The sequence below is a fragment of the Sutterella wadsworthensis genome (assembly GCF_003315195.1).
GTDB classification, from domain to species: Bacteria; Pseudomonadota; Gammaproteobacteria; order Burkholderiales; family Burkholderiaceae_F; genus Sutterella; species Sutterella wadsworthensis.
Map to the genome: position 1 here is coordinate 238478 of NZ_QNRV01000001.1, position 25052 is coordinate 263529.

Below are 25052 nucleotides of genomic sequence, written 5' to 3' on the forward strand. Positions count from 1 at the left end.
CTTTTCTCCATTTTGGTAGAGGCAAATGCGTAGGACAAGCCGCATGTTTATTGGCTAGGATTGAGATCGCAGAAACGGTTTAGGAAAGGAGGAGTCCGCATGCTCGAATGGCTTGATCGTTATATGGCTAAATTTGCCCAGACGGATCACATTCGGCGTGAGGAACATGCTCGCCGTCAGGAAGAGGCATCGCCGGCGCATGAAGAAGCGGTGGCCCTGCTTGAAGCCTTCCCATATTCCGGTTCTGGACGTGCACGCGTGATCGCCGCTGCGCTTTCTGCAATTTCTCAGGAAACACTTTTGGATGCGGCTTATGCCCGGCGGCTTTTGCGCGCCATGGTGGAAGGTTTCTCTCAGACTGGTGCAGATGTTCAGACGACGCTTGCGCCGGCTCAGGTTGCACTGAATCTCTTGCCTACGCTGCGGGCTGCTGCGACGGCCGGCGGGAGTGTCGGCGCACCGTTTGCGCTGATTGAAGGCACGCTGGCCATGCGTACAGGACAGTTCGATGTGGCCATCAAGCGGCTGGGCGACGCTAACCGTGAATTGCGCGCATCTCTTGTGGAAGACTGGTCTGAGCTTCTGCCGTCATCACTGGACGGCGACATGCTGCCCGCTGCTGTTGAATTGGCTGCCGATACGCTTTCACAGCTTGAGAATCCGGATCTTCGCTTCTGGACGCGCGTGCTGCTGACGGTTCCGGGTGATCAACTGGGTGTGCCGCATCCTGATGAGCTGCTGCTTGCTGCTGGCGAGCTCGCGCTCAATCTTCACCGCACAGCTGGTCTGGTGAATAAGCCTGAACCCGAAGAGCGCCGGCAGCTTCTGGAATCGGCGGATAAGCACTATCGAAGTCTCTTCAATGGGCTCCATCCTCAGGCAGCAGGGTGCCGAAGACTGTTCGGACGTATTGATCAGGGCGAATAACGGACCGCAGTGTCTGCCGTTATTCTGAGAAAACACTTCCAAAAAAGAGAAGGACTCGATAGAGAGCCTGTTGCGCGGCTATCGAGTCCTTCTTCGTTTTCGCCTGATGGACGACTTGATCGTTTAGTGCGTCAGGTCGTAGGTCGGCACATAGGTTGTTGACTTGACGTTGAGCAGTCCGAGGACGGAGTGATAAAGGTTCTCATGAGTCACTCGGCCGGCGGCATTCTTTTCAAGCTTGCTGCGGTTGATGCTGAAGGTCTTTTCAAATCCCGGATCCATCCAGAGCACCATCGGCACTTCAGTCTGTTCCTTGGGCGCCATCCAGTAGGGGGCGCCGTGGAGGTAGAGACCGCCTTCACCGAGGGATTCGCCATGGTCGGAGACATAAACGAGTGCGGAATCGATGCTGCCGGACGTATCTTTAAGCATGCGGATCAGAGACGCCAGAACGTAATCCGTTTCGCGCACGCTGTTGTCGTAAGCGTTCATAACCGATTCGCGGCTGCAGCTCTTAAGGTCTGCATCGGTGCATTCCGGTTCGAAGAGCTTTCTGGCCTTGTCGGAGCGAAGCGAATAGGCCGGACCGTGAGACCCCATCATGTGAAGGAATAGTACCGTCGGACGGTCGGCGGGCAGTTTCCCAAGTTCGCCTTTCAATTCCGAGAGGAATACCCGGTCACCGCATTCGCCGTTGGGGCAGTCCTGCGGATTAGGCGTCGTCGCACGGGAGCTGACGCCCGTACAGGCACCTTTGCAGCCTGATTGATTGTCAATCCAGAGCACGTTGGCGCCGGCGCGGTTTAAGAGACTCGGGAGCTGTTCTTCAGAGAGGATTCGATCGCGGTTGTAGTCGCTGCGGCCAATACGGCTCATCATGCAGGGCAGAGAAACGTCGGTGGACGTCCCGCAGGCTTCAACGCGAGGGATGCTGATAATCTGAAGCTCGGAGAGCTGCGGATTGGTTTCGCGGCTGTAACCCGCGAGCTGCCAGGAGGCTGAGCGCGTGGTTTCGCCTACCATCACAACGAGCACTGCCGGACGAGACGGCTTGACGGCAAGCGACGGGGAAGGGTCGACGGCCACACGCGGACCGTTGTTTTCCGGGCTCGAGTCACCCACGATGGTGCGCATGCCTGAATAGACGACATTAACCGGCGCGATCATGTAGCGCAGTGACTTGTCGTTTCTCATCGCACCGGCGAAAGCCTGGAAATTGAGGCCGATGAGCGCAACGCCTACCGCAGCAAACCCAATGGAGGTAAAGAGCCGGCGAAGGAATACCAGCAGACGGCGCAGCAGCGTCGGGCGAGCAGTGCTGGCGGATTTCTTTAGATTCGCGGCCAGCGTGACGAGCATCGGCGGCAGCCAGGCGGCCAGGAAGAGGAGAACGGAGCGGGTGCTCAGATAGGCTTGTGCTTCTGCCGGATCGGTGGCAAGGAAGTTGCGGACCATGTCCGGCGTCATCGCCGTGCCGTAAAGATAGGCGGCAGCAAAAGCGGCGGCTCCGAGCGTATTCAAAATCAGCAGCAGAATGCGGAAGACCATCTTCGGCAGCAGTCCGCAGAGTTCAATGATTGCTGCGGAGACGAATGCAAAGGCGGCCGTCGTGCCCAGGCTTAGGATAAGCGAGTCGGTCGTGACGAGGTTGTTGTCAATCGCGAGCTTGGCGGTCATCGGACCATTGAAGACGATGGCCCACCAGAGACTCGTGAAAAGATAAAGCGTCACGCGGCCGGGCTGATCCTCAGTCGAACGGCGGCCGAAAGGCAGCAGCGCGCGAAGCTTGCGCACCAGTCCGGCGCGGTCAAAAGCGGCAATATAGATGCCCGCAGAAATCAGCCAGTCCAGCGCCAACGCGGCAAAAACATGCGACGGGAAGTGCGCTCCCACCACCACGCGGGCGAACCCTGCGCCGAAACCCGAAAGGAGTGCCAGTGCGAGCAGCAGACGGGCAAGTCTGGGCCTGAAGTCGCGGAAAGCGAAGTAGAGCGGAAGCAGGCAGAAGCCGCTGCCGGCAGCGCCGCTTGGCCAGCAGCGTCCCGGTTTCGGCAGGAAGGGCAGACCGGGATCCGCCACGGCGGCGCTGCCGCCGAATTCAGTGACGCTCCAGGGGCAGGAGACGCCGGTGGACTGCTTCAACCACCAGAGGAGTCCCACGCAGAGGAGCGCAGCGCCCACGGCATAGTAAAGACGCGAGAGGATGAGATTGCAGTGCGCCGCATCTTCGTGGTCGCCGAGAATGACTGCCGCGCGGCGGCACTGATGCAGATAGGTGAGAGCACCCAGCACGCACGCGAAAAGCACGCCGGAAATGACCTTCGGCATGAAGTGGAGCCAGAACTCAATACGGCCGTCTGCATGAAGCGGCCAGGCATTGTTCACATAGAACTGATGTTCAAAGGCGAGATCGAACCCGTGAGGCGGATTGGTCCACAGCCAAAAAAGCAGCCAGGCGGGTACGAGCAGCCAAAGGACGATGTTCCAGTCAGCCGTTTTGCGTGCATAGGGCAAACTGAAGTCGGATGCGGAACTGCTGCGGAACAGGTTGAAAATGGACGACATAATGATTCACAAACTGAGCGGTGACGCTCAGAGCTTTGCGAGTCCTGACCCTCTCGGGACTCTGACGGTGGTGATTTTTCCCAATGTCTGTCAAGGCGGTGTAAAGCGTCCGTCAAAAGCCCGTCAAAAAAGAGAATTCATGAGTGAAAACAAGATGATCGGTAAACAAAATTCACGCTGCGAATGCTAACGAAGACGTCGTCCCATAAAATGTGGTGCTGTGATGCGTTGACGACATGGACAGTCCGTTTTGCGCATCTTTGGCAGACTTCAATGCAGCGAGGAACGAATGGCTAACCGCATCCTGGTCGTGGACGATAATTCAGATATTCGAGAAAACATATGCGAATACCTGAACTTACGCGGCCATCAAACGATCGGCGCTTCGGATGCTGCATCGGCCGCTCAATTGATTGCCGAAGAAGACATTGCGCTCATTGTTTTGGATGTGGGGCTGCCCGGGGAAGACGGAATGAGCTTTTGCCGCCGGCTTCGTCTCGCGGGGTCTTCAATACTGATCCTGATGCTCACGGCGCGCGATGCCGTTGACGACCGCGTGGCGGGGCTGGAGTCCGGAGCGGACGATTACGTCATCAAACCTTTTTCACTGCTTGAGCTTAATGCCCGCGTGGAAGCTCTTCTGCGGCGTGCGGGACGAAGCGGCATGACTGCCGGTGCGTCAAAGAAACTGCAGGTGGGCCCCCTAGTGCTCGACCCGGATGCGCTCTCAGTTGAACGCGAGGGCAAATCGCTTCGTCTTAACCCAACTTGTTTCCGCATTCTCACGGTGCTGATGCGGGCGAGTCCCCGCGTTGTCAGCCGAGAGGAATTGGAAAGCAAAGTTTGGTCTGATGGTGCGCCGATCTCTGATAGTCTCAGAAGCAACCTCTATCTTCTTCGGCAGGCGCTCGACAAACCTTTCAATGTTCCAATGCTGAAAACGCACCCCGGTGCCGGCTGGTCTGTCTGTGCGCCCGATGGGGTGAAGGGATAACCTTCATGCTGCTGGCTGGAAAGGAGTGAGCGCCAGAGCATTTATTGTAAACAAATATATTCGGCCGCAAAGCACGGCGAGACCCAAGATGACGAATTTGAGCGGCAGGAGTCGTGAAAACCTGCAGTTGAGCGCTGCGCAGGAGGAGAGGATTTCTCCCTCATCAGCTGTTCAGTCAGGCAGTCCCTATGAAGCGCAAGGGGGCTTATCCCAAGCATCGCCTCAGGCGCATGATCAGCAGCGAGAGCTCCATCAGAAGCCGCCGAGAGGTCTTTCACAGCGCATTATGCTTGCGCTTACGGTGCTCCTCACCGGTTTGGCTGCGCTTTATTCCGCAGCGATGGTAGGCGTCATCGGCTATACCGAAGAAGAGCTTATTTCGAGCTTTCTTGAGGACGACATGGATTATGTGGTTTCGCAGATCGAACGAGGCGATACCGCAATAGGGCTGCCGCACGCTGATGTGTATGGCGACGCGCCGGGATTGAAGCCTGTGCCGGCCCAGTTTCAGGACTGCCCGTTCGGGTTTACTGAAATTACCGAAGCGCCGGCTGTATTTGTATGGCGGCGTGCCTGGCAGGGCGGGAGCCTGATGATCGTGCGTGATCAGGAAGGGTTCGAAGAAAAGGAGCAGGAGCTCTTTATCTTGATGCTCGCTGTGCTGCTCGTGGTGTTCTTGGTCGGGGCTGCGGCCGGCAAACGTCTGGCGGTGCAGGTTATGCGGCCGGTGGAAAAACTCGCTGCTGCCGTTCGTGCGGCATCGTCACAAAATACTTGGAAGCCGCTTCCCAAAGAGCTGATCACCCGAGACGAAGTGGGGAATCTTGCTGCAGAGCTTTCGGCCTCAATGCATCGTCTGTTTAAAGCATTGAAGCGAGAAAAAGCTTTCACAGGCGACGTGAGTCACGAACTGCGCACGCCCTTGACCGTGATCGAGACGAGCGTGGAGCTCCTCAAGCTCACCGAACTCACAGCTGCCCAGCAGCGGCAGGTGGACAAGATCGAACGGTCGTCCAAAATGATGCACGAGCTTGTAGAAGGGTTCCTCGCATTTGCTCGGCTCTCTGAAAACGCGGGCAGCGACCGAGTGAGCGACGTGCTTCAGGCTGTCGGCCGCTTATGGATCCCGGAGGCCGCAAAGGCTGGCCGCCAGCTTGTTTTTCGCCAAGAAGACTGCTGTCCGGGGAGCTTTTCGCCGCTTCTTCTGAGCACTGTGGTGTCGAACCTCGTCAAGAATGCGCTCGCCTACTCGCATGAAGGGGAGATCAAAGTGACTGAGACGAGTACGGGCATCGTCGTTGCCGATCATGGCGACCCTATTCCTCCAGCGGAGCAGAAGCGGATTTTCGAACCTTTTGTCCGGGGAAAGGCGAGTGCGGATATCGAACAGACGGGGTTTGGTCTGGGACTGTCCATCGTTTGGCGCATCTGTATGCGCATGGGGTGGCAGGTGAATCTTGCTTCGGGTCCCGATGGCAACGCCTTCACCGTAACGTTGGTGAGTCCGGCAGATGCTGCTGAGCCTGTCCGCCGCTCCGATGAGCTCGGGTGAGGCACCCAATCCGGCATACGCCCTGCATGTTTGAATCAATGTGTCGGCTGAGCCCTATTCGCCGCGGATAAGGGGCCGGCCGGCATCAAAGTGCAGGGGGCTTTCTCCATCCAAAAAACGCATAAAAAGGCATTGCTATTAAGCATTGGACATCACTGCTCTTGAAACAGAGAATGTATTCGCACGAACCCACCTGCGGTCTGTTCTTTTAACGGACCTCTCTCCTAAAGTGCAGCAGCACTGCAGGCGGCCGATGGTGCGCAGCGAAATATTGAAATAAGTTGGCATTTTAATTAAGCAATGCTTATTCAATTATTCGCTGACAAGAAAAAACTCTGATTTGCAAGGAGGCCGCGATGAGCCTTTGCGGTATTTCGCGTCGGCGTTTAATCGCCGGAACAGCTGCGGCTGCAGCGCTCTCGCAGGTGAGCGCGGAATCTTTATCGATCGCTTCGGCCGGCCGAGAAGCAGTTGTATATCAAACGACATCATTGACGGCCGAAGGGTTAGTTGCTGCTCTGCGATCCGTGCAGAGCACGTTTAAAGGCCGCATCGCGGTGAAGCTTCATACGGGCGAACCGCACGGTCCCAACATTTTGCCGCGCGAATGGGTGAAAGCTCTCATAAATGAGCTGCCGGACGCCGTGATCGTTGAAACGAATACGCTTTACGGCGGGCCGCGGGCTGCAGCGTCCCGACATCGTGAAACGCTCGTTACAAACGGCTGGACTTTCGCGCCCGTTGACATCTTGGATGAAGAGGGCGGCACACCATGGCCGATTGCGGGCGGCAGTCGGCTCAAGTCCGTGACGGTGGGATCTCATTTGGATCGCTATGACTCGATGCTGGTGCTCACCCATTTCAAAGGGCATGGCATGGCGGGCTTCGGCGGATCGCTCAAAAACGTTGCTATCGGCTGCGCTTCCGGACGCGAGGGAAAGGCTGAGATTCATCAGGGCTGGGAACGCGGCCCGGCATTTCTCGAACGCATGGCTGATGCCGGGAAGGCAGTGACGGATCACTTTCAGGGCCGCATTGCCTATATCAACGTGCTGCGCCGCATGTCGGTGGACTGCGACTGTACAGGCACATCGGCTGCCGAGCCCGAAGCTCGCGATCTCGGCATTCTGGCTTCGACTGACATTTTGGCCGTCGATCTGGCCTCCATTGATTGGGTTGGAACGCTTCCGCCGGCAGAACGCCGCCCGCTCGAGGAGCGCATCGCTTCACGAAGCGGCCTTACGCAGCTCGATGCCATGGAAAGGCTTGCCATGGGCGTGAGGCGATACCGCATTGAATCGCTTGGATAACAAACCTCTTTTGGGAGACATAATCATGAATGCTCAGCAATTATCACGCCGTCACGTGATGCAGCTCGCTGCCGGTGCATTGGCCAGTGCCGGGTTGGTTCGGGGAAGCCTGGCTGCCTCAGGTTCCGATACCCGTGCGAAAGCGATCATTATTTATTTTTCAAGGACCGGCACAACCAAAGGGCTCGCCGAAGCTGCTGCCGCAGCAACCGGTGCAGATCTCCTCGAGCTCACGCTGAAGGAGCCTTATGCGGATGATTATTCGGCCATGACGGGCATCGCCCGCAGCGAACGCGCAAACAATGCCAGGCGAGAAATAGCCGCCGCGATTCCCGATCTTTCGGGCTATGACGTCGTTGTGATCGGCAGTCCCTATTGGTGGGGAGGCTTGTCCATTCCGATGCGTACGTTCCTCATGGACCATCCGCTTGCGGGCAAACGTGTGCTGCCGTTCTGTGTTTCGGCAAGTTCGTCGCCCTCCGGTGCATGGGCCGATGTGCGCACTTTTTGTCCGAATGCTCAGATTGCCGAAGGCTTTCACACGACGGAAAGCCGTGCAGCCTCGAGCCGAGATGATTTGGCCGCTTGGCTTAAGCGCAGCGGGCTTTGACGAAAAAACGGATGGAATGTTTTTTTGCTGCGGGAGATGCTGAAATGGGCGCAGGGCATAAAGAGAAGATCACAACGGCCAGTGATGTGATGAGCGGCTTGAGGCTTTCGCTTTCACGCCGGCGCACGATTGAACTTGGGCTGGCGGTCGGGATGGCTTTCTCTGCGCCCGGCGTACGGGGAGCGGAGGCCCCCCAGAAGTATTTTTCTCGCCCGAAGTTTCGGCCGATGCGCTGATTCGTATTTATGAGAAGCTTTCGGGTGATTTGTCCGGTCGCGTCGGCATCAAGATTCACGGCGGCGAAGCGGCCGTGAATCTCCCGCTTTTTCGTGCGCTTCAGGCCCATATTCCGGGAAGCCGTTTCGTTGAGACCAATTGGGCGAGCGATTTTGGCGGCAGCCGCCGGCATACGCAACGCATATTGCCGAAATTCGCAGCCAGGGCGTCGACTTTGCGCCGGTGGACGTGCTCGACAGAGCAGAGCGCCCCGAGGATTATGTGAAACTTCCGATTCCTGACGGCGCAAACTTGAAAGAGATTGAAGTGTGCCGTGCGATGCTCGAAGACTATGGCGGCATCGTTGTTCTCACCAATTTCAAGATTCCCAGCTTTGCGGGCTATACCGGTGCAGTGAAAAACATCGGCATCGGTTTGGCGTCGCCCGACGGCAAGGCGCCCGTGCATGAGCCGGGCTACCAGCGCTCAGAAGCATTCTTCACGAACCTTGCGGATGCCGTTAAAGGGATAAAAGCGCGTATGGGCCGCAAGATGATAGCCATCTCAATTCTCTCCAATATTCATGCCGAACCCTTTGGCGGCGCAGCGCCGAAAACCGGAAACCTAGGGATTATTGGATCGTTGGATCCCGTGGCAGCCGATCAGGCGGCTTGCGATTTGATTTGGCAGCTGCCCAGCCATACCGCTCAAAGACAGCCCATTGACCAAAAAATAGATTCGGGTTGGCTGCAGCTCGAAAAGCTGGCGGCGGTAGGCGCTGGAAGCCGCATCTATCATCGAACGGGTGTATGACAAAATTTTGCCAAAGGAAAAAAGTAGCAATTGGCAACAATTACTGAATACATACGGGAGAAACGGATTAATAAGTGTTATTCGTTGGATGCACTGTATTCGTGACGTATCTATCGGGTTAATTCTTATGTAAATCTTAAATGGGCAGCGATATAACCCTCGGCAACAGCAGGCGGGAATCACAATCCTGTCTGCCGGTTTCGAAGTGCGCTCGTGCTTCGAACAAAACGTTTGATGTTTTCGGCATGAAGACCAATCGTTTTCAAACGGAATGCCGGTGAACATCAATAAAAAAAGGAGAGAGTTATGACTGCCAATATTTCTCGTCGCCGCCTGATTGAGAGCTCAATTGTCGGTACGGCTGCGCTCGCCGGTGCAACGTCCGCTTTTGCGTCCAAACCCGTGGCGAAATGGGATGAAACGGTAGACATCATCGTCGTCGGTTCAGGTTTTGCCGGCCTGGCCGCAGCGATTGAAGCCAAGAACGCTGGTGCGAACGTTATTGTTCTCGAAAAAATGGCCGTCTTTGGCGGCAACTCTGCCATTAACGGCGGCATTCTGACGGCTACGGGCTGTCCGCAGCAAAAGCTTCACGGCATCAAGGACTCCGTCGACCTGCTCGAAAAAGATATTCTGGCGGCCGGCAATTACATGAACTATGTCGATAAGGTTCGCTTCATGGCGGAGCGCGCCTTGTCGAACTATGAATGGACGGTCAATTATCTCGGCGTGGAATATCTGCCCGATGCCATCGGTCAGGAAGGCGGCCACAGTGTCCCGCGTTATGTCACAACGAAGAACGGTTCGGGTTCGGGCATCGTCTCCAAGGAAATCGACAAGTGCAAGGAACTCGGCATTCCGCTTCGCAACCGTGTGTTTGTTGAACGCATCATCCGCGGCGAAGACGGCCGTGTTGAGGGGCTTGAGGTGCGTGAAGGCTATCGCTTCCCGCGTGAAGACTCCGGCAAGACCAAGTTCATTCGTGCCAAGAAGGGCGTTGTGCTTTGCTACGGCGGCTTCTCGGCCGACGTTACGTACCGTATGTATCAGGATCCCAAGCTTAACGAAACGCTTGATACGACGAACCAGCCGGGCGCAACGTCTGAGCTCTGGCGTGAAACCTCAGCCATCGGCGCTCTTCAGGTTCAAAACGACTGGATTCAGTGCGGCCCGTGGGGCTGCCCGCGTGAAAAGGGCATGGGCATTGGCTGGATGTTCAATCAAACGGCTGCCGCTGAATATGGTCTTTGGGTGAATTCTGACGGCGCACGCTTCGTCAATGAGCTCGCCAACCGCAAGGTTCGCGCCGATGCGATCATGGTTGAACAAGCTAATGGCCGCAAGTGCTTCGCTATCTGCAATGAACCCAATGTCGGGCCGCTGAAGAAACAGCGTCCGGGTCTGCTCGACCGCATGCTTGAACGTAAGATCGTTGAGAAGTACGACACGCTTGAAGATCTTGCCAAGGCTGCCGGCATCAAGCCCGATGCGCTTAAGGCTCAGGTCGAGAAGTTCAATGAGGTCGTGAAGGCCAAGGCTGATCCGGTGTGGAACCGCTACATCAATAACGATCAAGTACCGTTAGTTGACGGCCCCTGGTACGTCTGCGAACTGCAGCCGAAGGTTCACCACTGCATGGGCGGCCTTGTCACCGACAAGGAATGCCGCGTGCTCGATGTCCGCACGTATAAGCCGATTCCGGGGCTTTATGCCGCCGGTGAAGCGACGGGCGGCGTGCACGGCGCAGTGCGTCTGGGCTCGGTTGCTATTCTGGACTGCTTGGTCTACGGCCGCGTAGCAGGTCAGACGGCTGCCAAGGCCTAAACCTTAAAAATCGGGATTTCGGGTGCGCTGGCACCTGAAGTTCCGCAGAGCTTTAGAAGCTCGGTTTCTTCTTTTCGCAGAGGAACCGGGCTTTCTCTTTTCCCGTTCAGGCGTTGGGCTTGTTCGAAGGGTGACTCAGTCAGACGGACGGATTGTCGCGCAGCATTCGCCATTTGCCCGGTAGCCGAGCCATCCATGGGAATTTTGCTTCATGTTTTTGCTGAAATGCTCTGATCTCCTCTTGGTCCTTCAGGGTGGCATCGATCATATCGAGCCCATCGAGCAGCATTGCACGGTGGCGCGGAGCAATGGAAAAAGACCAGTGCTCGGCGATGTTTCCGGTGAGTGAGATCGTGCAGTCCTCTAGGTTAATGGTCAGAGACTGAGGTTTTTTTGTTGAGAGTGCATCCAGAATCGCCTTCGAATCCGAGAGGCTTACTCGTGCGGCCAGGAGTCCGTTGTTAAAGCAGTTGAAATAAAAAATTTCACCAAAAGAGGGCGCAATCACCGCCCGAATGCCGAATTGAAGGAGGCCCCAAACAGCATGCTCTCGGCTGGATCCGCAGCCGAAGTTGGGGCCGGCAGCGATGATCTGAATATGTTCAAATCCCGGTCTGTTGAAAACACTGTCGGGCTTAGGCGTTCCGTCCGAAGCGCAGCGCATGTTGAAGAGCAGACCGCGTGCAAGCCCGGATTTGTCAATGCTGCGCAGAAATTGTTTCGGCATGAGCTGATCCGTATCGAGGTTGTCGATGGGAAGCGGAACGGCAATGCCGGAAAGCTGAGTAAACGGTTCCATAAAGACTTCCTTCACGCGTTAAAGCCGCGTCATCGTGCGAGGATCAGTGATAACGCCCGCAACGGCCGATGCCGCGGCAGTTGTCGGACTGACGAGATGCGTTCTTGCGCCGCGGCCCTGACGGCCTTCAAAGTTTCGGTTGGTGGTCGAGGCGCACCGAACGCCGTCTGCGAGCATGTCGCCGTTCATGGCAAGGCAGAGCGAGCATCCGCTTTTGCGCCATTGGAAACCCGCTTCCTTAAAGATTTTGTCCAGACCTTCCATTTCCGCCTGACGGCGTACTGCCATGGATCCGGGCATCACCTGTGCACAAACCGACGGGTGGACTTTCCGGCCTTTGAGGATGGCGGCTGCGGCGCGGAGATCAGAAATTCGGCCGTTGGTGCAGCTTCCGATGAAAACATGCTGAATCGGAACCCCGGCCATCCTGCGGCCAGCCGAGAGGCCTTGATAAGCTAGTCCGCGCAGCGCCGCAGAACGCTCAATTTCATCGGTGAAAGCGTTTGGATCCGGAATGACTTCGTCAATGGCGACGGACTGCTCCGGACTCGTTCCCCAAGTCACCATTGGCGCTGTATCGTCCGCATTCAATTCAATTTCTGTGTCAAATGAGGCGCCTGGGTCCGAGCGCAGCTCTTTCGCATAGGCAGCCATGGCGCTGAAGTCTTCATCACTTAACCCGGCCGCGTGTTTTTTCACCCATTCCAACGCCTTGTCATCGGGCGCGATCAATGCGCCTCGGGCTCCAGCCTCAACCGTCAGATTACAGAGCGTCATGCGGCCTTCAATAGTGAGGGCATCGACAGCCGAACCGCAGTATTCAACCACTTTGCCCAGCGCACCGCGCGCGGAAATGCGCCGCAGTACGGCCAGCGCGAGGTCCTTGGGCTCCGTGCCGGCGGGCAGTTGGCCGGCAATAGAGATCCGCATGGTGCCGGCCATCCGGTAGACAAGCGTCTGAGTCGCGAGAAGATGCTCTATTTCAGACGTTCCGATGCCGAACCCCAAAGCGCCGAGCGCTCCGTGGGTGGTGGTGTGGCTGTCGCCGCAAATGACCACCATGCCCGGGCGCACTAGGCCTTGTTCATCCATCACAACATGTTCGACGCCCTGATTCGGGTCATTTGGACCGTAGAACGCACGGATGCCGAATTTGCGGCAGTTGGCTTCAAGCGTTTGCGCCTGCACAAAACTGTCGTGATCCGTGATTCGCCTGGGCGACTCATCGGTGCTGGGAATGATGTGGTCGACGACGCATAGATGAGCGTCGGGCACCGCCGCAGGCAGTTTTCGGGATGAGAGCCCTGCAAAGGCCTGCGGCGAGGTGTATTCGTTGGCAAAATGCACGTCGCAGTAAAGAAGCACCGTTTGGGCGTCAATACGCTTTATGGTGTGTTCGTCAACGATCTTCTGGTACAAAGTGCGGGACATAACTGAAGCCTGAAATCTTTGATTGAGAAGGGGAGCCGAGCGTTACCCATTCACCGTGCGGCAGCCCTGAGAGGCATGCCCCAGGGCTCTAATTGGGATAGGCGTGCGCTTTAGTCCCATCCGCGGACGTGGTCCAAAACCTCCGCGACACGGCCGTTCTCGATCAGCACGAGCGAGCCGTAGGGGGCGGCCGTGGGGCAGGCGTGGTTGGGCAGAATGCGAAGACGTCTGCCGATCGGGAAGTCCTCCTGCGTGAGGGGGGAATTCTCCGGAAGGGTGAGAATGCCGTGCTCCTGATTGGTGCCCGTCAGGACAATCGTGCCGTCTGCGAGGGGCTTGCCGTCAAGGCCGCAGACCAGGCCGTAGCCGTAGTCGTGTGCCTGACGAGCCGTGCCGCGGTCGCGGGAAAGCGCGAGGAAGCCGCAGTCCAAAATGACGCGGCGCTTATCGACCTGGCGGCCGATGACAGTAGCCAGAACGGATCCGGCGATGTCGTCAACGGTGCATGCGCCGACATTGGACATGAAGAGGTCAAATAGCGCACATACGCCGGCACGCATCTCCGTGACGCCCGTTTCGTCTTTGGCAAACATCAGGGTCGGTGTGGAACCCGCAGAGACAATTTTGACGGTATGGCCGGCAGCGCGCAGTCTTTCTGCAGCCAGAACGATCCCGGCGCGTTCGGCTTCCGCGGCAGCTTCGATTTCCGCAGTTGTCTTGCATTCGTAGCTGTCTCCGGCATGGGTGAGGACGCCCACGAGTTCTGCTCCGTCAGCGAGCGCCGCCGCAGCCGGCAAAAGCTCTGCACCGTCAGGACGAATACCGGAGCGGTGACCATCGACATCGATCTCCAAGAGCACGGGAATCGTCGTTTTTTCCCTGCTGCAGAATGCCGAAACGGCGCGCGCGGCTTCTGCACTGTCGAGAATGATCTTAATGTCGGCGCCGAGACTGCGCAGACGGCTGACCTCGGCGAGCTTTTGCGGCGCAATGCCAACAGCATAGATGAGGTCGGTCACGCCCCTCGCGCCGAAATAACGGGCTTCGGCCAGCGTGGATACCGTGGCCGGACCTTGCGGCGTCGTCATTTGGCGCAGCGCAATGCCGATCGATTTATGCGTCTTCAGATGAGGGCGGAAGGCCACGCCGAGCTTTGCCGCTCGGTCCTGCGCGCGTCGAAGGTTCTTTTCGAGCTTCTGGCTGTCGATCACAAAGAGCGGCGTCGGAAGGCGCGGATCATCGAGCGCACAATCCTTGAGACTGGCGAGTGCCGGAGCGGCAAAACGGGAATCAACAGACATTGCGGTTTCCTTTGGGGCTTGCGGAGAAAAGGGTATATAAAAAATTCTATACCATTGGCGAGGCAAACGGTCTGACAGACGATTTTTCTAATCGTTATGGGTGTATTTCTATAACTTTCAAAGCATATTGCATATAAAAAAATCTATGTTAAGATGCCTGTATCTGAGTTTTCCTGCTGTATGCCTAAGACGCTGGACAGCCATTTCTCAATAATGAGCACGAATCGAGCCCTTCAGCCGCCGCTTCCTGCGGCACTTCGTCCCTATGAAGATGTGATGAAACTCCTTGCGGCTTTCAGCGGGCCGAACTGTGAAGTCGTGCTTCATGATCTTTCGGATCCAGTGCACTCCGTCGTGCGTGTGGAAAACGGGGAAGTGACGGGGCGTGCTGTCGGTCAGGGACTGCGTCACTTAGTGCCTAACCTCTTGCGAATGCCCAGAACCGATGACGGCGGACTTAGTTCCGAGAGCCCGAATCTCCTGCCGGTTTATTGGCTCAGAAGCCGCGGGCGTCTGATTCGTGCACTGTCGCTCCTGATTCGAGATGATGCGGGCGAGGTGGTCGGCGTTCTCTGCATCAATCAGGATGTCACCAATGTGTCTGCTGCCGCGGGGCAGCTTCAGGCGCTTTTAGCGCTTCTGCCGCCCGGCGAGGCTTCCATCCTTCCGGAAGCATCGGCATCTGCAGACGCTCTCGCGTCCGAACACGCTGCGGCGCAATTGGCGTCTGCAGTCTCGAGAAACACAGAGGCCAAAGATCTTCAAAAAGATTCAGATATCGAACTGGAAGGCAGCGTACTCAAAACGGTTTACGCCATGATCGACCGCATGACGGAACGTGTTCGGGCCGGAAGGTCGTCGTCGGCCGTTCTGACCCGCGAAGAACGGCTTCCTCTCGTTCGTTTCATGGATACGCGCGGCGTGTTTCTTGTTAAGGGCGCGCTCGACTATGCCGCAGAGCGTTTAGGGGTCTCAAAGGTGACGCTCTACAGCGATTTGGATCTCCTCAGGCGCGAATCGGAATCAGCCGGCTCTTTGGCCTCAGGACGGCAGAAAAAGTGAAGAACACGCCAAAACTGTAAACAATCCTTCACCGCCGGAAACGGCTGGGAGCAAACAATATGAAATTCATCGATCCCGGATTCAAGGGGAACAACCCCGGCCATTACAGCACGGCAGTGGTCTCAAACGGCATGCTTTACGTTTCCGGGCTGCTGTCCATGGATCCGGATACGCGCGAGGTCTGCACGGGCGACATTCAGGCGCATGCTGCGCAGGCCCTCCAAAATCTCGACCGAGTGCTTAAAGCCGCGGGTGTCGAGCGCAGTCAAGTGGTTTTCTGCCGCGTCTATACCCCGTCCAACGAATACTGGGGCCCCATCAACGCTGTATACGCCAAGTTTTTTGGCGAACACAAACCCGGCCGGGTTGTCGTTTCGACTACTCCGCTTCACTTCGGCTGCCTCGTTGAAATCGAATGCATTGCCGAACTCGAAGCGCATGACTGATTCCAACTGATTCAAAGGGGAAGAAGAACTATGTTCAGCTATGTCTGCACCGCCTGCGGCAAAAAAACACCTGCCGATACGCTTGCGCCCGTCTGCGGCTGCGGCGGGCTCTTCGAACTCGATTTCAAGAGCCCGAAGTGGGATGACGCCAAGATTGATCAGAAGTGCTGGAGTATTTTCCGCTACCGCGACTTTATGGCCGTTGACGGTGATGCTTGGCAGAGCGTCTCACTGGGTGAAGGCATGACGCCCTTGGTGGAACTCGAACCGGGTCTCTACGTCAAGGTCGATTACGCCATGCCGACGCTCTCCTTTAAGGATCGCGGCGCGGCTACGCTGGTTGCACATATGAAGGCGATCGGGGTGAAGTCTTGTGTGCAAGACTCGAGCGGCAATGCCGGCAACGCCGTAGCAGCCTACTGCGCCAGAGCAGGCATTCAGTGCGAAATCTATGTTCCGGAAGGAACGAGCCCCAAGAAGATCACCATGATTGAGGCGCACGGCGCCAAAGTGCATGTCATTCCCGGGTCGCGCGACCACTGTGCCGATGTTTGCCGCGCTCGAGTGCGTGAAGAGGGCATCTACTATGCCAACCATGTGGTGAATCCCTTCTTTTATGAAGGCATGAAAGCCTATATCTATGAGGTGTATGAAGAGCTCGGCCGTATCCCGGAACACGTTGTTCTGCCCGTCGGCAACGGCACGCTCTTTATCGGTGCGGTGAAAGCGCTCGAACATCTTCTGGAATCCGGCGCGATTGACCATTTCCCGAAGATTGTGGCGCTTCAGAGCGAATACTGCGATCCGCTCCTTAAAGCTCGCGAATTGGGGCTGGACGCACCGGTCTCCATAGACGTGAAGCCGACGATTGCCGAAGGCATCGCGATCGGCAAGCCGCTTCGCGGCAGCGAGCTGCTTGAAATGATGAAAAAGCACGACATTACCGTTGTAGCAGCTCCCGAGGACAAGATTCTTGCTGCCCGCGCCAAGATTGCACGGGCCGGGCTCTATATCGAGCACACGACCGCCGCCAACTTTGCCGCATGGGATCATTACTGCGAACTTTACGGACCGAGCACTGACGTGCTGATTACGCTCTGCGGCGCAGGGATTAAATCAGACCACTAATGGAGCCGGGCCCGAAAGCCAATATCTGCAGGTCGACCCCGCAGCCGATCTGCAGATAACAAAAAAATCAAACCGCCACCACCACTGGAGACCTACCGCTATGCTCGGAATCCTCATAACCCTTCTTGTGATCGCAGGGGTTGCGTACTGCGTCCTCAAGAATTATTACCCGCCGATTATCCTGCTGCTTGCTGGTTTCGTGATGCTTATCTGCGCAGCCCTGAACGGAACCATGCCGGTGGCCGACGCTAAGTCGACGCACTTCTTTGGGTTTGATCTGGCTGAAGCCTTCACAAACCTGATGAAGGGACGCCTGCCGGGCCTTGGCCTCAACATCATGCTGATTGCAGGCTTCTCGGTTTATATGGACCGCATTGGCGCTTCCAAAGCGCTCGTTAAGCTTTGTGTGAAGCCGCTGAGCGCCATCCGCTCGCCTTATGTGCTCCTTGCCGTCACCTATGTGGTCGGTCAGTTCATGGCGCTCTTTATCAATTCCGCAGTGGGTCTGGGCCTGCTGCTGATGGCTTCCATTTATCCGCTCCTCATCGCGCTCGGCGTTTCGCGAGCCTCTGCTGCGGCAGTGATCGGCTCAACATGCTGTCTGGATCTCGGACCTTCATCCTCGAATGCAATGCGTGCTGCCGACCTGCTCGGAACGGACGTGGTCACCTATTTCGTACAGAGCCAGATTCCGGTAGCGCTTTGCGTGATTGCCACGGTTGCTGTCGGTCACTTCTTCATCCAGCGCTGGTTTGACCGCAAGGCTCAGCATGCCGGAGAAGCCGAGTCTGCCGAAGCGCCGGCCGAATCGACTGATGAACGTCTCAAAAAGGCTTTTGAGGGTGCTGGTCCCGTGCACTATGCACTTTTGCCGGTGCTGCCGCTCGTTTTGCTGATCGTCTTTTCGCCGATGGTTTATGACGGCATCAAACTCTCGCTGCAGACGGGTCTCATCGTCTCGATCATCATCGCTTTTGTGGTTGACTTCATTACCCGCCGCTCTTTCCGCGAATCCACGAAAAACACCCAAGCCGTCTTTGAAGGCATGGGCAAAGTTTTCACTTCGACCGTCGGTCTCATTTGCTGCGCGGAACTCTTTGCGCTCGGCATGAATAAACTCGGCGGCATCAGCACGCTGATTTCCATGGCAGCCTCCATGGAGTCCGCCGGCGTGTGGGTGATGCTGCTCATCATGCTGACAATCATGGTCGTTGCTACCGTGGTGACTGGCTCGGGCAACGCGGCCTTTTTCGCGTTCTCGCCACTTCTGCCTGAGGCTGCCGCGAGCGTAGGCATCAACGCCGCGATTCTCGCCGTCCCGGTGCAGCTCTCTGCCGGTATCGCCCGTACGATGTGCCCGATTGCCGGCGTCATCATCGCGGTTTCCGGCATTGCCGGTCTTTCTCCCTTTGAACTTGTCCGCCGTACAGCGCCGGTGATGATCCTCGCGCTCATCATGAATGTCGCAGCTTCGGCCATCTTCCTCTAATTTCCTGACCCCGCTTTGGAGAAGAAATAATGACAGCACTCCTTATTAAAAATGCGCGCGTCTTCGCGCCGCAGGATCTCGGCAAAAACGATGTTCTGATGGTCAATGACCGCATCGTTGCCGTCGGACAAAATCTCGCGCCACAGCTGCCGGATCTGGAGATCCTGGATGCCAGCGGCAAGATTCTCACGCCGGGCTTTTTTGATCAGCACATTCACGTCACGGGCGGCGGCGGCGAGGGCGGACCGTCAACACGTACGCCGGAACTCGTGCTTTCGGAATTGATCAGCTGCGGCACAACGTCCGTCGTGGGCGTTTCGGGTACGGACTATACGACGCGCTCCATTCCGAATCTTCTGGCGAAGGTTCGGGCGCTGCAGACCGAAGGCGTATCGGCTTGGATGTATACCTCCAACTACAAGTATCCGGCAACGACGCTCACGGACTCTATTGCCAATGACTTGTTCTTTGTGCCCGAAGTTATTGGCGTGAAAATTGCGCTCGGCGACCACCGCTCATCATTCCCGACGGCGCAGCAGGTTCTTGCTGTGCTCGCTGAGGTTCGTGTCGGCGCAATGATTGCCGGCAAGACCGGTTTCCTGCATATTCACACGGGCAATATTCCGGGTGCCTTCGAAATGTATGACGAGATCCTGGCCAAGGGGTTCCCGATCAAGCATATTCGTCCGACCCATTGCGGCCGTATCCGCCACGTTTTTGATTCTGCTGTTGAGTTCTGCAAGAAGGGCGGCTGGATTGACATCACAACCGGCGCATCCTGCTGCTTCGATCATCCCGCTCAGGCCGTTATCGAAGCGATCGGCATGGGGGTTGATCCGACGCACATAACGCTTTCGACCGACGGCCACGGCTCTGTTCCGCGTTTCAATGAAAAGGGCGAAATGGTCGGACTCGGCGTGGGCGGCGTTGACGGCAACCTCAAAGAAACGATTCGTTTGATCAGCGACTGCAAAATGCCGATCGAACAGGCACTGCTCTTCACAACGAAGAATGTGGGCGACGCGCTCGGCTTCAAGGATCAGGGACGCGTCGAAGTCGGCGCCTGTGCCAATGCCTGTCTTTTCACCGAAGATTTCAACCTCACTCACGTCGTCGCCCGCGGACGCGTGATGATGCGTGACGGCGAGGTTGTCGTTAAAGGGACGTTCGAAATTTAATGAACGGCATTTTGTGAGCGTACGCTCAAGCCTCTCATGAAAATCGGCAGGTTAACTTCACGGTTAATCTGCCGATTTCATTAAGAAAACAGCCCAAGTGTTTTCATTAAGCACTGGCTCAATCAGAGCTTGCCGCCTTCAACCACGAGATCATCGGGATTGGACGTTTTGCCGTAGACCGGGGCGAGCGTGGCTGCATAGTCCTGGTGGAAGAAGTTTTCCTTCCCAAGATTGACGATTTCCTGATTGATCCAGTCGAGAAGACCCTTATTGCCTTTCTGGACGGCCGGAGCGATGGTGTCAAGATCACCCAAGGAAGGAATGCCGACCTTGAAGCCCTTATGTACCAAGGCCCAGGCGAGGACTTCAGTGTTGTCGGTGGAGAAGGCGTCGCCGCGGCCGTCAAGCAGAGCATTGTAGGCGTCGGTGTACTGGTCGTACTTCTGCAGCTTTACCTTCGGATGATTCTTTTCAAAATAGGGTTCTGCGGTCGTGCCTTTGGCGATGATGAGCGTCTTGCCGTCAAGCTGCTTCACGTCGGTAATAACGGCGGACTCAGGCGAAACGACGCCAAGCGCAACCTTCATGTAAGGCAGTGCAAAGTCAACTTTTTCTGCACGGTCTTTCGTTACCGTGAAGTTGGCAAGAATAATGTCCACTTTGTCAGTGACCAGGAATTCAACACGGCTTGCCGGGTCGACGGAGATGTATTTCACTTTAACGCCGAGGTCCTTGGCGAGACGGTCGCCGAAGTAGACGTCATAGCCCGCGTATTTCCCCTGGGAGTCAACGTAGCCGAACGGAGCCTTGTCGGAAAAGACGCCGATGACGACTTCGCCGCTCTGCTTGATCACGTCAAGCGGACGGGCTTCGACGGCAGCAGTGGCGGCTGAGAGCGCCGCTGCGGCAACCGCGACGGCGGCAATCTTCTTCGTGAAGTTTTGGATGATGGACATGGAATTTCCTCCAGAAATACACCGGCACTTTATGAGGTCAAGAGAAGTGCAGGGCGCCGGCGGTCCATGCCTTCCTCGGATGTTTTGATGCAGCTGCTTCGTCTCAGCTGCGTCGTCAGGTTGTTGGATTCATTTGGGCGACGGGGTTTCGTCCGACCGCTTATGGCGTGTGTAGGTAAAGGTTTTGAGAAATTCCGCTGCGCGCTTCGTCTTTGGCGTCGTGAAAAACGCTTCCGGCGAATTCTCTTCAACGACATGGCCGTTTTCGAGAAAGACAATGCGGTCGGCGACGGCCCGCGCAAATTCCATTTCGTGCGTGACGATCACCATGGAGAGACCGCTGTCGGCCAGCTCCACAATGACGTCGAGCACCTCACGGACCATTTCCGGGTCAAGAGAGGCGGTCACTTCGTCAAAAAGCATCACGCTCGGGTTCATGGAGAGCGCGCGGACAATGGCCGCGCGTTGTTTTTGTCCGCCTGAAAGCTGCCGCGGATAAAAATCGCGTTTGTCCCAGAGCTTCACGCGCTTCAAAAGGGTTTCAGCTTGAGCGAGCGCGTCTTCACGGGAACGCTTGGCGACATGCAGGGGGGCGAGCAAGATGTTTTCGAGCACCGTCAGGTGCGGGAAAAGGTCATAGCTTTGAAAAACCATGCCGATGCCGCTGCGCAGGGTGCTGCCGAATTCGAGCGGCTTTCCTTTGAGCAAGATGTTGCCGCCTTGGATGGGTTCGAGACCGATCAGGCAGCGCAGAAACGTGGATTTGCCGCAGCCCGACGGCCCGAGAATCACCGCGACTTCTTTGTCGTGAAGCGTGAAGTCGATGCCGTTGAGAATCACAGCGTCGCCGAACTTCTTTACGAGACCGCGCGTTTCCAAAACAATGTCATTGGCCATTTTTATGCTTTCCATTTCTTTTCAAGGGCCTTGGCGGCAAGTGATACCGGCCAGCATGCAAGGAAGTAAAGAAGAAACACTGCGCCGTACACCCAAAGCGCTGCAGTCGGATACTCAAAGCGGTTGGCATCAATGATCTGCTGCCCTGTCTTCAAAACTTCAACAATGCCGATGAGCACGACAAGACTAGTCGTCTTGATCATGCGGGTAATAAGGTTGATCGAAGGCGGAATCAATTGACGAACAGCCTGCGGGAGCACCACCAGGCGCATTGTCTGGAGTTTTGAGAGGCCGAGAACCTGGGCACTTTCATACTGCGTCTTCGGAATGCTGATGAGTGCTCCGCGAACCAGATCTCCCATTTCTCCAGTACCCCAAAAGGTAAAAACAATAATTGCACTCCAATACGCAGAGAGATTCCATCCAAAGGCTCGAGTGAATCCGAAATAAACAACGAATAGCAGAACCAGCTGAGGCATAATTCGCACGATTTCGAGGTAAATCTGAGAGACGACTCGCGCAATGGGATTCTTTAGCGTCATGAAAATGCCGAGAAGAATACCAAGCGGAATGGAAAGGCCTGCAGATAAGAGACTGATATGCAGTGTTGTCCACAGTCCTTTAAGCAGAAGGAGTGAGTTGATGCCTTGAAAGAAGACATTAATTCCCGAATCCTGCATAACGCACCTTCTTTTCAAGCCAATAGCCTAAGAGTGAAATCGGGAGCAGCAGTACTACATAAGCCGAAACGAGAAGAATGAGTGATTCGTCGGTTTTGTAGGAATTGCCGATAAGATCCTTCGTGACGTACATCAGATCTGGAAGCGCAATGGCGCTGACAACTGAAATTTCCTTAATGAGAAAGATGATATTGGCGACCAACGGCGGAACTGATACCGCAAACGCCTGCGGCAGCACGACGAGCATCATCGTCTGGAACGGTGTGAGGCCGAGTACGCGTGCCGATTCTGTCTGCACCGTTGAGACGGACTCAAGGCCCGCGCGAAGCGCCTCTGCCATATAGCTGCCGCCAAGGAATGCGAGCCCAATGATGGCGCACCATTCACCGGAAATCCGAATGCCGACTTTGGGGAGACCAAAATACAGAAAGAAAAGCTGTACGAGAAGCGGGGTGTTTCTCGAGAATTCCGTATAAATGACCGCTGCCGTATTGAGGATTGGAATCCGCCAATAACGGGCGACAGCTGTGACCATTCCAACGGCAAGTGCGAGGAGTATTCCAATCGTACCTACACGAAGTGTCAGCAGCGCTCCTTCGTAATAGAGGGGAAGAACTTTCCCCATAAAAGCCAAATCAAGCAATTAACTCAGCACGGCGGCTTGGGCGAACTTTTAAGCGTCTCAATTGAGAGGCAACAAAAAAGGACCGCGAGCCAGCCGGTCCTTTTGTAAGTTGATGCGTATGTTCAGTCTGTCTGAAGCCGAATCAAATTCTTTGAACCGGATGGTAGAAGTCACTACAACAGCACATACTGCACAGCTCCTTCATTTCGGTTCTCCTTTGATGGTCAAACATTGGTTTATGCGCTCAATGCACACTGCATACTTTGCCCTTGTGAGCGATCGACGTCAACGGATGAGGGAGTAATACATGACTAAACAAGTAAGGAATAGGGGGGTCATCTTAGGAAGAGCCTGCGCACGAGCGAATATGCGGCCAAATGTCCTCCAGCAGAACGCTTTGCCCCGTTCGATCTTGTACTGACGTTTTGGCCGAACGACGAGTTGGTTTACTCGTCTTTAGATGCGCCGCTGAGAACGACGCTGCCCGAAATGACTTGGCTTTCAGCCGTCATGAGCGTTCGAAGCAAAAGCGCCGCAGACTCAGGCGGAGCCATAGGGGCCGCTGCAGGGGAAAGGCTAAAGGGAAGGGTGCCCAAGAAAGGACTGCACAGTCGTATACGTTCGTGTGCAATAATGCACGCCGACACGAAGCGGGACTGAAAGCATGCGGGCCGCCCGTTCATACCTACCGCGCGCGAGGAAAGGGATTCATGGTCTTTCAGACCGTGAACGGGCCCCCGAAAGGGGTTGTAAAACGACAAAGCCCACCGCTGCAACGATGGGCTAAGTCAATAAGCAAGGTGCGATATGAAAGAAAGTCCCCTTGCTTCGTGTCAGATCATACCACAGCAGGTTTCGATCGCAATTGAGGGCGGAGTCCATATTGATGGTCTCTTCCTCGCTGCGGTTGTCCTGATGCTGGTGCTGATCCGCATGAGGCGTTAAGTCGCAGGGGTCGTTCTCGTAAGAGAGCGGCCCCTCATGCGTTGTTCGGCGCTCCTCTGGATACTTCACGACTGGCCGCGGGCAAGCTTGTTAGCTGTTGATTGAGGCGGTTGTCAAACAGTTCAAAAGTCAGTCGTAACGGAATGTCGTCAGCGGTCAAACTCTCCGGCATGCTGAGCGAACATTGATCGTACCCATTGCTTGACGAGGCTCTTGTCGCTTCGCTCGTGCCAGATCAGCCGCGCAAAGTTTTCGCTGTATTCGCCCGGATAAGGGACCGCAGCGAGATTGGGGAATTGTTTCTCAAAGGATTTCGCGGTTCGTGTCGGCAGCACCAGCGTGTACTCTGTGCCTTCGAGAAAATAGGGAGCTCCGAGAAAGTTAGGCAGCTCAACAAAGGCTTCTCCTAAGCGAGGATCGGGTACCGTAACGTCATAAATTGCCCGGCGGCTTGAATCTTGAAGCTTTACAAGAAGTCTCGGATATTTGCGGAAGTCTTCGGCTTTGAGCGTTTGTTCTCCTTTGATGGTCAAACATTGGTTTATGCGCTCAATGCACACTACGTACGAGCGATCGACGTCAACGGATGAGGGAGTAATACACGACTAAACAAGTAAGGAATAGGGGGTTCATCTTAGGGAGGGGCTGCGCACGAGCGAGCATGCTGCCGAATGCATTCCAGCAGAACGCTTTGCCTCGATCGATCTTGTACTGACGTTATGGCCGAACGACGAGTTGGTTTACTCGTCTTTAGATGCGCCGCAGACTCAGGCGGATCCAGAAGGGCCGCGGCCGGGAAAAGGCGTAAGGGAAGAGGGCCCAAGAAAGGACTGCACAGTCGTATACGTTCGTGTGCAATAATGCGCGTCGGCACGAAGCGGGACTGAAAGCATGCGGGCCGCCCGTTCATACCTACCGCGCGCGAGGAAAGGGATTCATGGTCTTTTAGACCGTGAACGGGTCCCTGAAAGGGGTTGCAAAACGACAAAGCCCACCGCTGCAACGATGGGCTAAGTCAATAAGCAAGGTACGATATGAAACACAATCCCCTTGCTTCGTGTCCGATCATACCACAGCAGGTTTCGATCGCAATTGAGGGCGGAGTCCATATTGATGGTCTCTTCCTCGTTGCGGTTGTCCTGATGCTGGTGCTGATCCGCATGAGGCGTTAAGTCGCAGGGGTCGTTCTCCTAAAAGGGCGGCCCCTCATGCGTTGTTCGGCGCTCCTCTGGATACTTCACGACTGGCCGCGGGCAAGCTTGTTAGCTGTTGATTGAGGCGGTTGTCAAACAGTTCAAAAGCGC

At 56.0% G+C, this 25052-nt stretch carries 24 protein-coding genes; 14 read left to right on the top strand and 10 right to left on the bottom strand.

Annotated features, from left to right (window positions below; all coding sequences use genetic code 11):
* The first annotated feature begins 99 nt into the window (after window positions 1-99).
* Window positions 100-927, top strand: coding sequence for a hypothetical protein (locus DES29_RS00895; RefSeq protein WP_021995145.1), 828 nt, complete (start codon window positions 100-102; stop codon window positions 925-927).
* A 123-nt stretch (window positions 928-1050) separates the two neighbouring features.
* Here DES29_RS00895 and DES29_RS00900 read toward each other — a convergent pair whose 3' ends face one another.
* Window positions 1051-3492 carry a phosphoethanolamine transferase gene (locus DES29_RS00900; protein ID WP_021995146.1) on the bottom strand — a complete coding sequence of 814 codons (2442 nt, stop codon included), beginning with the start codon at window positions 3490-3492 and terminating at the stop codon, window positions 1051-1053.
* A gap of 289 nt (window positions 3493-3781) precedes the next feature.
* Here DES29_RS00900 and DES29_RS00910 point away from each other — a divergent pair, with 289 nt between their 5' ends.
* The 4 genes from DES29_RS00910 to DES29_RS00925 all read left to right on the top strand — a co-directional run bounded on the left by DES29_RS00910 (window position 3782) and on the right by DES29_RS00925 (window position 7958).
* Window positions 3782-4486 (top strand): response regulator transcription factor, encoded by a 705-nt coding sequence (locus DES29_RS00910; RefSeq protein ID WP_016474266.1) that lies wholly within the window; start codon window positions 3782-3784, stop codon window positions 4484-4486.
* Window positions 4487-4574: 88 nt separating this feature from the next.
* Complete coding sequence (locus DES29_RS00915) at window positions 4575-6038, top strand: sensor histidine kinase (RefSeq protein WP_113854311.1); 1464 nt, start codon at window positions 4575-4577, stop codon at window positions 6036-6038.
* A 356-nt stretch (window positions 6039-6394) separates the two neighbouring features.
* A complete protein-coding gene (locus DES29_RS00920) occupies window positions 6395-7348 on the top strand; it encodes a DUF362 domain-containing protein (protein WP_113854312.1) in 954 nt (317 codons plus the stop codon).
* 25 nt (window positions 7349-7373) lie between these two features.
* Window positions 7374-7958 (top strand): flavodoxin, encoded by a 585-nt coding sequence (locus DES29_RS00925; protein WP_016474269.1) that lies wholly within the window; start codon window positions 7374-7376, stop codon window positions 7956-7958.
* Here the strand turns inward: DES29_RS00925 and DES29_RS00930 are convergent.
* On the bottom strand, window positions 7939-8304 hold the full coding sequence (locus DES29_RS00930) for a hypothetical protein (RefSeq protein ID WP_147145832.1): 366 nt from the start codon (window positions 8302-8304) through the stop codon (window positions 7939-7941). The genes DES29_RS00925 and DES29_RS00930 overlap by 20 nt on opposite strands.
* 29 nt (window positions 8305-8333) lie before the next feature.
* Between DES29_RS00930 and DES29_RS00935 the strand changes: the two genes are divergently transcribed.
* Both DES29_RS00935 and DES29_RS00940 read left to right on the top strand, forming a co-directional pair.
* A complete protein-coding gene (locus DES29_RS00935) occupies window positions 8334-8987 on the top strand; it encodes a DUF362 domain-containing protein (RefSeq protein WP_016474271.1) in 654 nt (217 codons plus the stop codon).
* 306 nt (window positions 8988-9293) lie between these two features.
* The gene (locus DES29_RS00940) at window positions 9294-10811 is read left to right on the top strand and encodes a flavocytochrome c (protein ID WP_016474273.1); all 1518 of its coding nucleotides are present in this window, start codon (window positions 9294-9296) and stop codon (window positions 10809-10811) included.
* 139 nt (window positions 10812-10950) lie between these two features.
* On the opposite strand, the gene leuD is transcribed toward DES29_RS00940, so the two are convergent.
* The 3 genes from leuD to DES29_RS00955 all read right to left on the bottom strand — a co-directional run bounded on the left by leuD (window position 10951) and on the right by DES29_RS00955 (window position 14342).
* Entirely contained in the window at window positions 10951-11610 is a 660-nt protein-coding gene (gene leuD / locus DES29_RS00945; RefSeq protein ID WP_021994765.1) for a 3-isopropylmalate dehydratase small subunit, read from the bottom strand.
* Window positions 11611-11628: 18 nt separating this feature from the next.
* A complete protein-coding gene (gene leuC, locus DES29_RS00950; protein WP_016474275.1) occupies window positions 11629-13041 on the bottom strand; it encodes a 3-isopropylmalate dehydratase large subunit in 1413 nt (470 codons plus the stop codon).
* A gap of 110 nt (window positions 13042-13151) precedes the next feature.
* The gene (locus DES29_RS00955) at window positions 13152-14342 is read right to left on the bottom strand and encodes an alanine racemase (RefSeq protein ID WP_016474276.1); all 1191 of its coding nucleotides are present in this window, start codon (window positions 14340-14342) and stop codon (window positions 13152-13154) included.
* A gap of 213 nt (window positions 14343-14555) precedes the next feature.
* Between DES29_RS00955 and DES29_RS00960 the strand changes: the two genes are divergently transcribed.
* The 5 genes from DES29_RS00960 to iadA all read left to right on the top strand — a co-directional run bounded on the left by DES29_RS00960 (window position 14556) and on the right by iadA (window position 19645).
* Complete coding sequence (locus DES29_RS00960; protein WP_046446165.1) at window positions 14556-15404, top strand: helix-turn-helix transcriptional regulator; 849 nt, start codon at window positions 14556-14558, stop codon at window positions 15402-15404.
* 59 nt (window positions 15405-15463) lie between these two features.
* Complete coding sequence (locus DES29_RS00965) at window positions 15464-15850, top strand: RidA family protein (protein ID WP_016474278.1); 387 nt, start codon at window positions 15464-15466, stop codon at window positions 15848-15850.
* Between the two features lie 30 nt (window positions 15851-15880).
* Window positions 15881-16978, top strand: a complete 1098-nt coding sequence (locus DES29_RS00970) for a threonine synthase (RefSeq protein ID WP_016474279.1) — start codon at window positions 15881-15883, stop codon at window positions 16976-16978.
* 100 nt (window positions 16979-17078) lie between these two features.
* Window positions 17079-18467 carry a C4-dicarboxylate transporter DcuC gene (dcuC, locus tag DES29_RS00975; protein WP_016474280.1) on the top strand — a complete coding sequence of 463 codons (1389 nt, stop codon included), beginning with the start codon at window positions 17079-17081 and terminating at the stop codon, window positions 18465-18467.
* 29 nt (window positions 18468-18496) lie between these two features.
* Complete coding sequence (gene iadA / locus DES29_RS00980; RefSeq protein WP_021994767.1) at window positions 18497-19645, top strand: beta-aspartyl-peptidase; 1149 nt, start codon at window positions 18497-18499, stop codon at window positions 19643-19645.
* A gap of 122 nt (window positions 19646-19767) precedes the next feature.
* Here the strand turns inward: iadA and DES29_RS00985 are convergent, their stop codons facing one another.
* The 4 genes from DES29_RS00985 to DES29_RS01000 form a co-directional block, all read right to left on the bottom strand.
* Complete coding sequence (locus tag DES29_RS00985) at window positions 19768-20601, bottom strand: cysteine ABC transporter substrate-binding protein (RefSeq protein WP_021994768.1); 834 nt, start codon at window positions 20599-20601, stop codon at window positions 19768-19770.
* A gap of 129 nt (window positions 20602-20730) precedes the next feature.
* Window positions 20731-21498: an amino acid ABC transporter ATP-binding protein gene (locus DES29_RS00990; protein ID WP_113854313.1), complete on the bottom strand. Its 768-nt coding sequence runs from the start codon at window positions 21496-21498 to the stop codon at window positions 20731-20733.
* A 2-nt stretch (window positions 21499-21500) separates the two neighbouring features.
* Window positions 21501-22178: an amino acid ABC transporter permease gene (locus DES29_RS00995; RefSeq protein ID WP_016474284.1), complete on the bottom strand. Its 678-nt coding sequence runs from the start codon at window positions 22176-22178 to the stop codon at window positions 21501-21503.
* The gene (locus DES29_RS01000) at window positions 22159-22803 is read right to left on the bottom strand and encodes an amino acid ABC transporter permease (RefSeq protein WP_021994654.1); all 645 of its coding nucleotides are present in this window, start codon (window positions 22801-22803) and stop codon (window positions 22159-22161) included. The genes DES29_RS00995 and DES29_RS01000 overlap by 20 nt, the downstream gene beginning before the upstream one ends.
* 807 nt (window positions 22804-23610) lie before the next feature.
* On the opposite strand from DES29_RS01000, the gene DES29_RS12415 reads away from it, so the two are divergent.
* Window positions 23611-23748: a hypothetical protein gene (locus DES29_RS12415; protein WP_165654413.1), complete on the top strand. Its 138-nt coding sequence runs from the start codon at window positions 23611-23613 to the stop codon at window positions 23746-23748.
* A 149-nt stretch (window positions 23749-23897) separates the two neighbouring features.
* Here the strand turns inward: DES29_RS12415 and DES29_RS01005 are convergent, their stop codons facing one another.
* Entirely contained in the window at window positions 23898-24281 is a 384-nt protein-coding gene (locus DES29_RS01005) for a type 2 periplasmic-binding domain-containing protein (RefSeq protein WP_113854314.1), read from the bottom strand.
* A 501-nt stretch (window positions 24282-24782) separates the two neighbouring features.
* Here DES29_RS01005 and DES29_RS12420 point away from each other — a divergent pair.
* The gene (locus DES29_RS12420; protein WP_165654263.1) at window positions 24783-24920 is read left to right on the top strand and encodes a hypothetical protein; all 138 of its coding nucleotides are present in this window, start codon (window positions 24783-24785) and stop codon (window positions 24918-24920) included.
* The last annotated feature ends 132 nt before the right edge of the window (window positions 24921-25052 follow it).